This window comes from Citrobacter sp. Igbk 14, from assembly GCF_028069825.1.
Classification (GTDB): Bacteria; Pseudomonadota; Gammaproteobacteria; order Enterobacterales; family Enterobacteriaceae; genus Citrobacter.
The window spans coordinates 1-14518 of the sequence record NZ_JANEWM010000039.1; the positions used below are offsets into that span (position 1 = coordinate 1).

Annotated in this window: 14 protein-coding genes; 6 read left to right on the forward strand and 8 right to left on the reverse strand. The window is 51.2% G+C overall.

The genetic code is table 11. The features are described from left to right. Positions 1-411: 411 nt before the first annotated feature. Complete coding sequence (locus NNN64_RS15335) at positions 412-1587, reverse strand: DnaJ family molecular chaperone (protein ID WP_271441910.1); 1176 nt, start codon at positions 1585-1587, stop codon at positions 412-414. A 301-nt stretch (positions 1588-1888) separates the two neighbouring features. Between NNN64_RS15335 and NNN64_RS15340 the strand changes: the two genes are divergently transcribed. The 3 genes from NNN64_RS15340 (at position 1889) to pheP (ending at position 6750) form a co-directional block, all read left to right on the forward strand. Then, on the forward strand, positions 1889-2971 hold the full coding sequence (locus tag NNN64_RS15340; protein WP_271441911.1) for a YncE family protein: 1083 nt from the start codon (positions 1889-1891) through the stop codon (positions 2969-2971). 59 nt (positions 2972-3030) lie between these two features. Beyond that, positions 3031-5229, forward strand: coding sequence for a TonB-dependent receptor (locus tag NNN64_RS15345; RefSeq protein WP_271441912.1), 2199 nt, complete (start codon positions 3031-3033; stop codon positions 5227-5229). Positions 5230-5355: 126 nt separating this feature from the next. Beyond that, a complete protein-coding gene (gene pheP / locus NNN64_RS15350) occupies positions 5356-6750 on the forward strand; it encodes a phenylalanine transporter (protein ID WP_271441913.1) in 1395 nt (464 codons plus the stop codon). Between the two features lie 54 nt (positions 6751-6804). On the opposite strand, the gene NNN64_RS15355 is transcribed toward pheP, so the two are convergent. From NNN64_RS15355 to NNN64_RS15370, 4 genes are all read right to left on the reverse strand, one after another. Continuing rightward, the gene (locus tag NNN64_RS15355) at positions 6805-8049 is read right to left on the reverse strand and encodes a mechanosensitive ion channel family protein (protein WP_202039199.1); all 1245 of its coding nucleotides are present in this window, start codon (positions 8047-8049) and stop codon (positions 6805-6807) included. Between the two features lie 64 nt (positions 8050-8113). Beyond that, entirely contained in the window at positions 8114-8767 is a 654-nt protein-coding gene (nfsB, locus tag NNN64_RS15360; protein WP_271441914.1) for an oxygen-insensitive NAD(P)H nitroreductase, read from the reverse strand. A gap of 119 nt (positions 8768-8886) precedes the next feature. Continuing rightward, entirely contained in the window at positions 8887-9255 is a 369-nt protein-coding gene (locus NNN64_RS15365) for an MmcQ/YjbR family DNA-binding protein (RefSeq protein ID WP_048212349.1), read from the reverse strand. Continuing rightward, on the reverse strand, positions 9255-9836 hold the full coding sequence (locus NNN64_RS15370) for a TetR/AcrR family transcriptional regulator (RefSeq protein WP_137384551.1): 582 nt from the start codon (positions 9834-9836) through the stop codon (positions 9255-9257). The genes NNN64_RS15365 and NNN64_RS15370 overlap by 1 nt, the downstream gene beginning before the upstream one ends. A 191-nt stretch (positions 9837-10027) precedes the next feature. On the opposite strand from NNN64_RS15370, the gene NNN64_RS15375 reads away from it, so the two are divergent. Then, the gene (locus NNN64_RS15375; RefSeq protein ID WP_202039198.1) at positions 10028-11140 is read left to right on the forward strand and encodes an MBL fold metallo-hydrolase; all 1113 of its coding nucleotides are present in this window, start codon (positions 10028-10030) and stop codon (positions 11138-11140) included. 17 nt (positions 11141-11157) lie between these two features. Continuing rightward, complete coding sequence (locus tag NNN64_RS15380) at positions 11158-11499, forward strand: RamA family antibiotic efflux transcriptional regulator (protein ID WP_005122005.1); 342 nt, start codon at positions 11158-11160, stop codon at positions 11497-11499. 22 nt (positions 11500-11521) lie between these two features. Here the strand turns inward: NNN64_RS15380 and NNN64_RS15385 are convergent, their stop codons facing one another. Both NNN64_RS15385 and NNN64_RS15390 read right to left on the reverse strand, forming a co-directional pair. Then, positions 11522-11770, reverse strand: coding sequence for a DUF1158 family protein (locus NNN64_RS15385; protein ID WP_005122002.1), 249 nt, complete (start codon positions 11768-11770; stop codon positions 11522-11524). Positions 11771-11836: 66 nt separating this feature from the next. After that, a complete protein-coding gene (locus NNN64_RS15390; protein WP_271441915.1) occupies positions 11837-12955 on the reverse strand; it encodes a YbdK family carboxylate-amine ligase in 1119 nt (372 codons plus the stop codon). Between the two features lie 143 nt (positions 12956-13098). Here NNN64_RS15390 and NNN64_RS15395 point away from each other — a divergent pair, with 143 nt between their 5' ends. After that, entirely contained in the window at positions 13099-13803 is a 705-nt protein-coding gene (locus tag NNN64_RS15395) for a GNAT family N-acetyltransferase (RefSeq protein WP_271441916.1), read from the forward strand. An 18-nt stretch (positions 13804-13821) separates the two neighbouring features. Here NNN64_RS15395 and entD read toward each other — a convergent pair whose 3' ends face one another. Beyond that, the gene (gene entD / locus NNN64_RS15400; protein ID WP_271441917.1) at positions 13822-14499 is read right to left on the reverse strand and encodes an enterobactin synthase subunit EntD; all 678 of its coding nucleotides are present in this window, start codon (positions 14497-14499) and stop codon (positions 13822-13824) included. Positions 14500-14518 lie beyond the last annotated feature (19 nt).

The following is a 14518-nucleotide window of genomic DNA, read 5'->3' on the forward strand; positions in this document are numbered from 1 at the left end:
ATTTAAGATAAATCGTTTAAATCACCTCTGTGAAGATGATTGATAGATTTCGCTTATTGATCAGCGAGGTTTTGTGTTCGCCAATTCGATAATGACAGGGGATTCCTATAGGTTTAGCAGGGGAATATTGTTAATTATTATTAATTTCAAACAGATATGTGATTTTCTTAACGGAGAGGGAAACAACCAGGAGAATTCTTAATCAAAGGCCGGGCAGGGAGGGAGGTAAATGTCCTTGAGAAGAAAATAGTGTTCAATTTGAATTAATGGAGTGTAAATGAAAATAATTTAGATTTATGTTCTTTATGTTTTGGTTTTTTAAGATGTTTAATCTGAAGTAAGCTTTTCGTGCTTAATCTAAAAATCAGTCTTGCAGCCGCTTTTTTGTCTGCTTTTTGTACGCGCATTTTCTCAGCCAGCCAATAGCTCTTGCTCCACTTGTTGTACCTGCATTTCCAGCGTATTGCGTATTTCTGTCAGTGCCCGCTGCTGATCGGAGAAGTAGGCCTCTTTGTCTGTTACTGAAGTGGCAAGACGCCAGGCGTTTTCCGCTTCCAGATCGCTAATCTCTTTGAGCAGTGCATTAATTTGCTCCCTGAGCTGCTGAATCTTGCTACGTAAATGCTGCAGATCGTTTAATCGGTCACTTGCCATCATCGGTTCGAGTCCGGTTTGTAACTGGGTCAGCAATGCCCTAACCGCGGCCAGATCGGCATTTTGTCGTGCCTGATTAAGCTGCACCATCATCTGATGGGCTTTCTCTTTCAGGTCATCCGCTACCACGTCCGGGTGGCAAAGACGACTGGCCTGGCGCCACAGGCGTTTTAATTCATTACGTTCATCCGTTGAAAGCCGCTGGTCGCGGGTGTAACGGTGCTGTGCATCCTGCTGTTGCTCCTGATATTCATCATATTCATGGCTGGCTTCCTCCTGTGCCTGACGGGTCGCGCTGTCGTCCTGGCGAGAAAAGTCGTTTTCCAGTTCACGAATTTCCGCCAGCAGGGCGGTGATAAGCTCAGTCTGTTGCTGAATGCGCTGGCGAGTTTCCACGGATTCGTGGGAGTCCGAACTCAGATTTACCCAGTGCTGCTTGAGTTTTGCCAGTTGATCAACGGCCTGTGAAATATAGTGCTGACAGGACTGATAATCTTTTTCCCGACGTTTTCGTTCTGCTTCCTGCTTCCGTTGCGCACTGGCAGCCAGCTGCTTACGCAGTTCGAGAATTCGGCTCATCAACGGTCCGAGGCGAAGATGGTACAGGTCATTGAAATCATCGAGGATTTGAATACGCGTGTTGCGCTTATCAATCAGATCGCGCAGTTGGGTTTCAAGCGCTTTCAGTTCGAGCTTACTGGCGGCAATGCCGGGGTCCTGCCACGTTGATACTGCGCGCTGGGATTGTAGCCAGTGTGTAATTTCACGCAGGGCATCGCCGAAACGCCGCTCTTCAATCGCCTGCACGATGACGCCGGGAATGACTGGCAAAGGTTCATTTTTCAGATGCACCAGCTGCTGGAAAATAATCTCTTCATCTTCCAGTTCGATGGCGCTTTTGACGATCTCAAGTCGTTTAATGATCTTATTCATGACAGTCGTTGCCTGGCGTGGTTCAAAAACGAGTGACTGAACCACGGCAGGTTCACCCGTTTGAAAATGTTGGAAAAACAGTAAAGTGCATTCTGTGGCCTGCGATGCCTTTTCGTCCAGAATAATTCACTGTAATTATGAAAAAGCGGTACTACCGCGCACTTCTCCGCGTCTTTAAACCCTCGTTTCATCTTTTTTATTCACCGGCTAATTATTCTTGATCTGATAAAGATAATGCGTATAGTTCTCATTCTCTTTTTGTTGTTAACAATCTGCGTGAACTCTGGTAAGGATCCCGACAATGAAAAAAACAACATCCGCTCTGGCATTGTTGGCTGCCGTTGCATTAAGCGGCTGCACAGCTAACGCCACGCCAGCCAGTAACCCGGCGGCACAGGAAAAAACAATCGCCCCGGCAGCAACGGATATTCAGCAGCGCGCACTGGCTGACGGCTTGTATGAAATGGCGCTGAGTCCAGCGGGTGATGCGCTGTACGTCGCCAGTGCGGAAGGGTTCAAAGATGTTCAGGGTGGGGTAGTTTACAAGCTGGAACCGCAAACGTTGAAGACCCTCGGTCTGAGCCACACCGATCTGAAAAACTTTGGTATGGCTATCTCGCCAGACGGTAAAACAGTGTATGTCACAAACTCCCTGGATGGAGGGTTAAGCGCGCTGAATACCGCTGACGGCAAAGTCAAAAACCGTATCCTGTTCCCGGAACGTAATCCGCAAGGATTCCCCTATGGCGCGCGCCAGGTACTGCTGCATAACGGTCTGCTCTATATTGGCGCCGTTGCCGATCCGGCGGTGATTTGGGTGGTCGATGCCGAAACACTGAAACTGAAAACCCGGATTAAAAATACCGGTAAATGGATGACCGGACTGCATTACTCAGAAATGACGCAGCGTATTTATGCGGCAAACGGCGGCGGCGAAATCCTCGTTATCAACCCGCGTACCCAGCGCGTTGAAAAACGCTGGCAGCCGCTGGGCGATAAACCCGCATTGCTGCTGAATATGGCGGAGGACCCGCAAACCGGTCGCCTGTTTGTCACCGACAATTCCAAAGCGAAAACGACATTGGTGTTGGATATTCATACGGGCAAGCTGCTTAAACAGCTGGATATCGGGGATTCGCTGGCGGTGAAATTCAATGCAAAACGCAACGAAATCTATATTACCCAGCGTGATCCTGGAAAATTGCTTAGCCTGAATGCAACGGATTACAGCGTGAAGAAAAGCTGGGATCTCCTCCCCAATCCAAACAGCCTGTTGCTCTCTGCTGATGGCCAAACCTTGTTTGTCACAGTGAAACAGAAATTCAATAAAGACCACTCCACCTCCGCGCCAGATAACGTGGTGCGTATCGAACTGAATAAATAATAACACCATGTTGCCGGGGCGTTCTCCGGCAACGTCGTCAGACTTTTAATGGCATGGCTATGGACAACACTAAAACATACGCACACTTAATGAGAAAAACGGTGCTGGCCGCTACTATTGGCGCGCTTTCCGGTACGGTGAATGCTGCTGAGACCCCGACAGAAGCGGAAGAGACCATTGTGGTACAGGCTGCAGAGGGACGTGATTTTAAACCCGGTGGTGATACGTTACTGCCTGCTTTTCTCGACGGTCAGGTTGCCAATGGCGGTAGGCTCGGGATGCTTGGTCAGCAAAATGCCATGGATGTGCCATTTAACGTTATAAGCTACACCTCAAAACTGGTCGAAGACCAGCAAGCTAAGACCGTAGCCGATGTTGTCGCCAATGACGCGAGCGTGCAGGCGGTACAAGGCTACGGTAACTACGCGGAGACATACCGTATTCGTGGTCTGAAACTTGACGGCGATGATATGACTTTTGGTGGATTATCCGGTGTGCTGCCGCGCCAGGTGGTGGATACGCAGATGATCGATCGCGTTGAAATCTTTAAAGGCGCGAATGGATTGCTCAATGGCGCGGCCGGTAGCGGTGTTGGCGGGATGATTAATCTTGAACCCAAGCATGCAGACGATACGCCGATCACACGCCTCGGTATGGATTACACCAGTGACTCACAGGTGGGAACGTCGCTCGATGCCGGACGCCGTTTTGGTGACAATAACCAGGTCGGCGCCCGTGTGAATCTGTTGCATCGTGAAGGGGAGGGGGCGGTAGACGACGATAAACGTCGTACTACGCTGGCATCGCTGGGACTGGATTACCGTGGCGACCGTTTCCGCAGTTCATTAGACGTTGGGTATCAGAAAAAGACGTTTCACGGCGGCAACATGGGGATCAATGTCTACTATGTGCCATTTGTCCCCGATCTGCCGAAAAATACGCACAACTATAGCCAGAGATGGGGTTATAGCGATATTGAAAATGAGTTCGGAATGGCGCGCACGGAATATGATCTGACCGATAACTGGACCGCTTATGCCGGTCTGGGTGCGCAGCACGCGCATGAGATTGGCTTGTACAGTGCCCCGGAAATATACAACCAGGCCGGTGACGCGAAAGCCGGACGCCTTGATACCAATCGTATTATTGATGCGTTCAGCGGGATGGCAGGGCTGCGCGGGAATTTTGATACGGGTTTTGTGTCGCATAAGGTAAACGTAGGTTATTCCGCCGTCACTAAAGAAGACAAAATCGCCTGGCGCATGGGGTCACGTGCCGCACGTCCGGACGTCAATATCTACGATACGCAAGATGTAGCAAAACCCGCGGTGACGGCGACGGGAGGTAACTACAGCGATCCGCTAACCAGTGGACGTACGCGTAGTCAGGGGTGGTTACTCAGCGATACGTTGGGCGTACTTGATGATCAGCTTCTGTTTACTGTCGGCGCACGTCACCAAAAGGTCGTGGTACGTGATTACAACAAAGAAACTGGCGCTGAAAACGTTAAGAACAGTTTTGATGACAGCCGCTGGATGCCGACGTACGGTGTTGTATATAAGCCGTGGCAGGAACTCTCTTTTTACGCGAACCATACCGAATCACTACAGCCAGGCAGCACCGCGCCAAGTAGTGCGGTGAACTACGGTCAAAGCACCGGAATCATCCATGCAAAACAGAATGAGGTTGGGGTCAAAACAGACTTTGGGCGTGTCGGCGGCTCACTGGCGCTGTTTGAAATTAAAATGCCGGTCGCGCAACTGGATAGCCAGACCCGGTATTACGCAATCAACGGTGAGCAGCGTAACCGTGGCGTGGAGCTGAATGTTTTTGGTGAGCCGGTGTTAGGACTGCGGCTGAACGCCAGTGCAACGTGGCTGGATGCGACGCTCAGTAAAAATCAAAACGGCGTCAACGACGGTAACACGGCAATCGGCGTACCGGACTTCTATGCGGTGCTGGGGGCTGAATATGATATTAAACCGGTTGAAGGACTCACCGCGACGGCACGGCTGAACCATTCTGGCGCTCAGTATGCCAATGCGGCAAATACCAAGAAACTCGACAGTTTTACCACACTGGATTTAGGTGTGCGCTACCGTATGTCACTCAATCAAAACCAGAACCAGATGATTTTGCGTGCAGGGGTCGATAACGTCACCAACGAAAATTACTGGTCAGGTATTGATGATACCGGGACTTATCTGTTCCAAGGGGAGCCACGCACGCTGAAGGTTTCCGTCAGTTACGACTTCTGATTTTTTTTCCTGGGCCTCGGTGCGTTGGGCAAGGATGCCCGGCGTATCCAAACGATTGCGCCTTGCGACAACCAGGTTGAAATGTTAAAAGAAGCCCCTTCAATAAAAACCACACAGGGGTAGGGCGTGAAAAACGCGTCAACTGCATCTGACACCAGCGTGTCCGATGCCGCGTCGACGAATGAACCGACGCTTCAGCGGGGGTTGCAAAACCGCCATATTCAGTTAATTGCGCTGGGCGGCGCAATTGGTACAGGCTTGTTTCTGGGAATCGGCCCGGCTATTCAGATGGCGGGACCTGCTGTATTACTCGGTTACGGTGTTGCCGGGATTATCGCGTTTCTGATTATGCGTCAGTTGGGCGAAATGGTGGTTGAAGAACCCGTTTCAGGATCGTTTGCCCACTTTGCCTATAAATACTGGGGGCCGTTCGCCGGTTTCTTGTCTGGTTGGAACTACTGGGTGATGTTTGTGCTGGTTGGCATGGCAGAACTCACCGCTGCCGGAATTTATATGCAGTACTGGCTGCCTGATGTCCCAACCTGGATTTGGGCCGGGGCTTTCTTCGTGATTATCAATGCGGTCAACCTGGTCAACGTGCGTCTGTATGGCGAAACGGAATTTTGGTTTGCGCTGATCAAAGTCCTGGCGATTATCGGCATGATTGGCTTTGGTATCTGGATGCTGTTTTCCGGCAACGGTGGCGAACATGCAAGCATCGATAACCTGTGGCGTTATAACGGCTTTTTTGCGACTGGCTGGAACGGGCTGATCCTGTCGTTGGCGGTGATTATGTTCTCGTTTGGTGGTCTGGAACTGATCGGGATTACCGCTGCCGAAGCGCAGGACCCGCAAAAAAGCATTCCGAAAGCGGTAAACCAGGTGGTGTATCGTATTTTGCTGTTTTACATCGGCTCACTGGTGGTGCTGTTGGCGCTGTATCCGTGGGTGGAAGTAAAATCGAATAGCAGCCCGTTCGTAATGATTTTCCACAATCTTGACAGTAACGTGGTTGCATCTGCGCTGAATTTTGTCATTCTGGTGGCTTCGCTGTCGGTCTACAACAGCGGTGTTTATTCGAACAGCCGTATGCTGTTTGGCTTGTCGGTACAGGGAAATGCACCGAAATTCTTAACCCGGGTCAGCCGTCGTGGCGTACCGGTGAATTCATTGATTCTGTCCGGCGCGATTACGTCGCTGGTGGTGCTGATCAACTATGTGTTGCCGCAAAAAGCCTTCAGCCTGTTGATGGCTCTGGTGGTTGCGACGCTGCTATTGAACTGGATTATGATCTGTCTGGCGCACCTGCGTTTCCGGGCAGCAATGCGTCGTAAGGGGCGTGATACTCAGTTTAAAGCGTTGCTGTATCCGGCGGGTAACTACGTGTGCATCGCCTTCCTCGGCATGATTCTGGTGCTGATGTGCACCATGGATGATATGCGCCTGTCCGCTATCCTGCTGCCGGTGTGGATCCTGTTCCTGTTCGTGGCATTCAAACTGCTGCGTCGCAAGTCCCGCTAATATCTAACCGATCTCATCCTGGTGATGAGATCGGTTCTTTCTTCATGCTACCGATTAACGCTGAAAGACACCTGCCAGTGCGCGAATATCATTTCCGGTAGGGGATTGATGAATGCGTAAACCAAACTCTTCGACGACGGCAAAAATATGGTCGAAGATATCAGCCTGAATACTTTCATATTCCAGCCACACCACCGTATTGGTAAACGCGTAAATTTCAATCGGTAAACCGTGGTCATCGGGTGCAAGCTGGCGCACCATTAATGTCATATCTTTGCGAATGCGCGGGTGGTGGCGTAAATATTCGTTCAGATAAGCGCGGAAGGTGCCGATATTGGTCATCTGACGATGGTTCAATACGGACTCAGGCGCATCTAATTGCTGGTTCCACTCGCTGATTTCCTGGTGACGCGTGGTTAAATAGGGTTTCAGCAGATGCGCTTTATGCAATCGCTGGCGTTCATCTTCATCGAGAAAATGAATGCTGGTAGCATCGATGCTGATGCTACGTTTAATGCGTCGACCACCGGAAGCCGACATCCCGCTCCAGTTTTTAAACGAGTCTGATACCAGCGACCAGGTGGGGATAGTGGTGATGGTGTTATCCCAGTTGCGTACTTTTACCGTGGTTAAGCCAATATCAATAACCGCGCCATCGGCACCGTATTTCGGCATTTCCAGCCAGTCGCCCAGCTTGAGCATATCGTTGGCTGAAAGCTGAATACCGGCGACCAGTCCGAGGATCGGATCTTTAAATACCAACATTAAGACGGCGGCCATCGCACCCAGACCGCTGATCAGTATTGCCGGGGACTGGCCAATCAGCAGAGATATCATCAGGATCCCGACGATAATTGCGCCAATTAACTTGATGCCCTGAAATATTCCTTTCAACGGCAGTTGTGATGCGGCAGGGAGTTTTTGCGACAGATTGAGAATCACGTCCAGCAGGGAGAATAAAGACAGCAGGGCGTACATCATGATCCACAACTGCGCGCAGGTGACCAATATTTCTGCGGCTTCACTGCCTTTCTGTAGCCAGAGTGCGGCCTGTATATTGACAATGATACCTTGCAGCGTGAATGCCAGTCGGTGAAATAACTTGTTCTGCGTGATGATTTGTAGCCACAGGCGGGAGCTGGCGTTGGCGCGCTTTTCAAATGCGCGTAATACCACCCAGTGCAAAATAACGTGAACAATAATGGCGGTGATAAAAATAATGCCAAAAATCATCACCAGCGAGGTGGTGTGATTTATTTCAATGCCGAGTTCTTCAACCTGAGATATCAATTCCTGCATAATGTCTCCTTAATAAACAGCGGTCTATGATGACCGCTGTGTGGAGCTTATGCAAATGTGGGGATCAGACTTCTGTCAGCGTCGTTTCTTGCGGCAGACGTGATTTTGGCAGGGCAGCGTTGAAGTCTTCTACGCTGTGATGACCCACCGGGACCACAACAACGCTGGTGTAACCTTTTTCTTTCAGACCAAATTCTGCATCCATGATGGCCGCATCAAAGCCTTCAATCGGTACGGCATCCAGACCCATCGCCGCCACACCCAGCAGGAAGTTACCGACGTTCAGGTACACCTGTTTCGCCATCCAGTGGTTGTCGTCTTTCAGTTCCTTGCGGTGCAGGTCGGCAAAGAATGTACGGCCTTTGTGGTTTGCGGCTTTGGCTTCCGGAGTAGCAAAGCGTCCATCGCGATCTTCTTGATCCACCACGCGTTCCAGCCACGCATCGTCCATCGCCGTTTTGGCGCAGAACACCACGACGTGGGAAGCATCCAGCATTTTACGTTCGTTGAACACAAAGCCGCCGGCTGCGGATTTAGCCACCCGCGCTTTTCCTTCGTCAGTGCTGGCAACGATAAAGTGCCACGGCTGAGAGTTGGTACTGGACGGACTAAACTGCAGCAGTGTTTTTAATTTTTCTGCTTGCTCAGCGGTCAGTTTTTTATTCGGATCAAATGCCTTAGTGGAGTAACGTTTTAAGGCGACAGAAACAATATCCATAACTACTCCTGGTGGTTTTTCGTACCCTGCGGGTGCGTTTTGTTTCAGCAGGGTACAGGGTTAGCGGGAAAATGATAAGACCGAAAAATGCAAAAACACTTATCGACGCTAACGATAAATCAGCCAGGCCGTAAGCGTTTTTGATCCCGTTTAGGCAGGCCGTCTACCACCCGATGCCATGAGTCGTTCACCAGGTCAGTCAGTAATGACTCGCTAATATCATCGCCGGGGTAGACGGATATCCAGTGCTTTTTATTCATGTGATAGCCCGGTTCGATACTGCGGTAAATCTGCTGATTCAGCAGTGATTTTTGTGGGTCTGACTTCAAATTCACCAACGGACGACCGCGCTGCTCTGAGACAATCATAAAAATCTTACCGCCGACTTTGAAGACATCGTATTCCGGGCCGAACGGCCAGCATTGCTCAGTAAAAGGGAGTTCGAGTGCAATACGTTTAGCACATGCATGCAGCGTTTGGCCGTCCATTATTTTTCCTCGCGGGTCAGTGCGCGCCACATGGCCTCAAACCCCATCGAAATATATTCATTCGCGCGGGCAGGATCGCGGGCGGCAAATTCCATGGTTGTCTCTGCAAGTGAAAGAAAAAGCCCATCACCGAAGGCACGATATTCGTCAGACATAAATTCAGGGCGAACGGAACGATGACATAAATCGCGCAGTTCCGGAAACATATCGTCAGCCTGCTGTTCGGTTTCTTTGCTGATTTTCTCGCTGACGGCCAGTTGGCGGATAGTGCGATGTCCACAAGTATGGTCCAGACCCCAACTGATGTAGCTGTTCCAGATGTAGTGAGTCATGGTTTTGGCATCGGTCACTGAGCGATCCAGATTTGCCATCATTGACTGGCAGAGGTCTTGCTTTAAATGGAGGTAAAGCTCGTTGATCAGATCATCTTTTGTTGCGAAATAGCGAAACAACGTTCCCTCTGCGACACCTGCATTTCGGGCAATAACGGCGGTAGAGGCCGCAATACCTGATTGTGCAAATGCTGTGGTTGCAGCTTCCAGTAATGCCTGTTTTTTGTCTTCACTCTTCGGACGAGCCACTACACTTTACCCCTAAGTCTGTAAAAAAATAGGATTGAATCACGGCCTTTGCAGCACCGCAACGGCGAATGTCAAAGATTGAAAATCATCTTGACGACAAACTTTCGATTTCTATAATGAGTGCTTACTCACTCATAATCAAGAGTCAGTCGCGCAGCCCAGCGGAAAGGGGGCGCGTTTAAGGTCAGGATATGAAGCGTCTCACAGTTTGTGTGGTTGTTATTATGCTCATTGCCGCAGCAGCAAGTTTACCGTTTGTACTCAATGCCGGATTTGGTCAGGCACCGCAAGGAGCACAACTGAGTCAGGTTGAACAGTCGCCACACTATCGTGATGGACAGTTTCATAATCAGGTCCCGACCCCAGGCTATACCGGCAACAAAGGTATGTTGGCGGCCTGGTGGGAGTTTCTGGTCGCGAAGCGAGAAAACGCGCGACCCGCGCAGCCGTTACCCCTGGTTGCGACCGATCTCGCCAGTTTATCGCCACAGCAGGATACCCTTGTCTGGCTGGGGCATTCCTCGTGGTATTTGCAGTTGGCGGGCCAGCGTATTCTTATTGATCCGGTGTTGAGCAATTATGCCGCACCGTTTTCATTCCTGAATAAAGCCTTTGCCGGCGAGTATCCGTGGACCGCGCAGACGATGCCGGAGATCGATCTTCTTATTATCTCGCATGATCACTATGACCATCTGGATCTCGCCACCATCAAGGCTCTGATGCCGAAGATTAAGCGCGTGATTACACCGCTTGGCGTAGGTTCGCACCTGCGTTACTGGGGAATGAACAGCGAGATCATTGAGGAACGCGACTGGAATCAATCCGTCAAAGTGACGGATTCACTGATCGTCCATGTCCTGCCTGCCCGCCATTTTTCTGGCCGGGGGATTAAACGTAACCAAACGCTGTGGGCCAGTTTCATGTTTGAAACGCCGGAACAGAATGTTTACTACAGCGGTGACTCCGGTTACGGGCCGCATTTTAAAGCGATTGGCGAGCAGTTTGGCAAGGTCGATTTGGCAATCATGGAAAATGGCCAGTATGACCAGGACTGGAAGTTCATTCATATGATGCCGGAAGAGACCGCCCAGGCCGCAGCCGATCTCCACGCGAAAGCGGTATTACCCGGACATGCGGGTCGCTTCGTTCTGGCAAAACACACCTGGGATGATCCCTACAAAAGACTGGCACTTGCCAGTCGCCGCCAACATTACCGATTGCTGACGCCGATGCTGGGTGAGCCGGTAGCACTGTCCGAACCGGACCAACAGTTTACGGCCTGGTGGCAGCAGGCAACGCAATGAACAGAGGGGAGAGCATGATGACGATTTCTGCTCAGGTAATTGATACGATTGTTGAATGGATTGATGATAATTTGAATCAACCGTTGCGCATTGATGATATTGCACGCCATGCGGGGTATTCAAAATGGCATCTGCAACGCCTTTTTCTGCAGTACAAAGGCGAGAGCCTCGGGCGGTATATCCGTGAACGTAAGCTATTATTAGCGGCACGCGATCTGCGCGATACCGACCAAAAAGTTTACGATATCTGCCTGAAGTATGGTTTCGATTCGCAGCAGACTTTCACGCGTATTTTTACCCGTACGTTTAGCCAGCCGCCTGGGGCGTATCGTAAAGAAAATCACAGCCGCACACATTAACGGTATACGGGTTCTCGCGGGTCTATTCTGCCAGCGAGAACCAACGCCGCCAGATGAAGCGTAGTACAAAATACTCAATCACCCCGAGAAGCAAGAACCACAAACAAAACAACAAAGTATAAAACTGGTTAAGATCCATTAAATGGAAGGTTGTGACTAACTTTTGCGCCAACACCAGGCCAAGCGAAGGGGCGGGCAGCAGCAGGCAGGAAAGCAGAGCCAACAGCAGTATCCCGGCGGCGGTCATCAGTGATTCAAGCGGGTGTTTCATGACATTGTTAAACTTGAGTTAAAAAGCCATTGTCGGGGATATCGTTGGTTAACGCAAACGTCGCGCTTAATGTCCCGCCCAGATCTCACAGTGTTTTTTCACCAGTCCACTCAGCGAGCCACCGTTTGCCACAAAATCACGCATGTGCCTGACCTCATTGTGACCTTTTTTCACCTGCTGATGTAAGGTGTTTATGGCACTCGCTGCCCCCACTTTTTCCGCCGACGCGGCGACAGTGTCCAGTAAGCGTAGCGTGTCATCCGCCAGGCGATGGTGATCCCCGGTATTCACGTCGGTAAGTCTTCCTTCCATACCAAAACGACAGGCCTGAAAACGGTTGAACTTGTACAACAGATAATCATTTTCCTGATGCCTGAATGGCCGTTCGGTGAGTAACCAGTGGGCGGTAGCCTGAATAAGCCCAGCTATGTTAAGTGCGTGCTCAAGGGTCAGCGGGGTGTCCATCACCCGCACCTCTACCGTGCCAAAATGTGGACTGGGGCGGATGTCCCAGTGCAAATCTTTAATGCTGTCAATCATGCTGGTGTACGCCAGTCGGCGAAAGAGCCCGGTAAATTCCTGCCAGTTGCTCACCCACGGCATCGGGCCATTATCAGGAAATCCGGAGAAAATGTTCAGCCGTGCACAGGCAAATCGTGTATCGGCGGCCTGCATATAGGGTGAGGCTGCAGAGAGCGCAATAAAGTGGGGGACAAATCGCGACAGGCCGTGCAGCAGGTAAATTGCATCGTCACCGTTGGCGCAGCCGATATGAACATGCTGACCGAAAACCGTTGCCTGTTGAATAAGGTAGCCGAAGTTCTCCAGGTTCCGCCGATAGCGTTCGTCATCACACACTTCCTGACGCTGCCATGTTTGAAACGGGTGCGTACCACCGCCGCAGATTTCGAGGTGGAGCGTTTGGGCTGCGTGCAAAACAAGGTGCTGCATGGTGGAAAACTGCGCGGCCGCCTGGTCAACATCGCGACACACCCCGGTCGCCATTTCCAGCATACTTTCGGTGATATCGTGCTTCACCTCGCCGACAGTGAGTTCTGACTTCACGGCGTCAATCAACCTGGACGCGTCCTGGCTCAGATCGTAGCCCGGAGGATTGATTACCTGCATTTCCAGTTCAATGCCTAACGTAAAGGGGTCAGAGACATGAAAATCGGGTAGTGACATCGTGTTCTCCTGAGCGTTGATTTCTAATCAGTATAGAAGGGGCGGCGATTTTCTGTTCTGCGTGAAAAATCCCTGACCAGCGCTTTGAAGGTGAAATGGCGGGTGCTATAACGTGGTTTTGCTTGCATAACAGGGGATGAACAGTGCCAGAGATAAATCTGTATGGGCAGACGGTGGGTGATGCCCTGCCGGACTGGAATGGCGCAACCGCGCTGCCACGGAGTGTGCTTATTGGACAATATTGCCGTCTGGAGCCCCTGAATGCTGACCGCCATGCCGCCGATCTGTTTGACGCCTACGCGCAGGCACCTGACGAACGTGACTGGACCTGGCTTGCAAGCACGCGTCCTGCGAGCGTAGAAGAGGCCGTGCGTTGGGTCACGGGCAAATCAACGGATGCCTCTTTGGTTCCCTATGCGGTGATTGATTTACAATCCGGGCGCGCCGTGGGGTTAGTCTCATTTATGGCGATCGACCTTGTAAATGGCTCGGTCGAGATAGGCCATGTGACCTGGTCGCCACGAATGAAGAATACGGTACTGGGTACAGAAACCGTCTGGCTGTTGCTACGCCAGGCGTTTGCGCTGGGCTATCGCCGCGTGGAGTGGAAATGCGATTCCCTGAACGTCGCATCCCGCCGTGCGGCGGAGCGTTTAGGGTTTATCCATGAAGGGCGCTTTCGCCAGAAAATGGTGCGTAAGGGGCGCAACCGCGACAGCGACTGGCTATCAATGATTGACGATGAGTGGTCACAGTGTGACGCTGTTTTGCAGCGTTGGCTGGCTGTCGACAACTTTGATGAAAACGGACGGCAACGCCGAACGCTGGCGGCGTTTCAACCGGCATAGTGCGTTTGCCCTGACTACTCAGACAGAAAAGGCTGGCGAGTATGATGGTGGGGCCGGGCATAGGGTAATGATGTTTTCTTCACGCCGAAACCAGCTAACGTTAACGCTCAGCCCGGCGAGGCTTTGCGAAAATGACGGCGTGATTTGCAAGGTGATCTGCGTTGTGGTGAGAGCGATAACGTTGGCGCTGGAGAAGCCCGGAAGGTGCGTCAAGTGCGCTGAAAATGCCTTATACAGACTCTCTTTGGCGCTGAAGGCCAGAGTTAAGGCAAGCGGAAAGGGGAGTGACGCGAGAAGCAAAACCTGTCGCTCAGTGTTGTCGATAATGCTGTCAGCCAGCTCAACTGCGGTTTGTGGCATAAAAATAGCTTCTATATCCAGCCCAACGGGATGCGTCGATACTACCGCCAGCGCAGTTGATGCACTATGGCTGATACTGCCAAAGAGGCCATGTGGCCACAGCGGTTGTCGCTGCTCGCCGATGCCGGGCACCGTTTTGATACCGTATTCACGTAAAGCATGTATTGCGGCGATACGTCCTGCCAGGTGTTCTGCTTTACGTTTACGTGCACCAGCGGTTAGCTGGGTATGGTGAGGGAGCCAGAGCAGATCGTGTTCGTGAAAGCTGTTGGGATCGAACTCGACCATGTGCAGCGTGTGGTCTGCGAAAGTGAGCGGTGTGTGCGTGGTGTGCATGATAGTTATAATTTCCCTC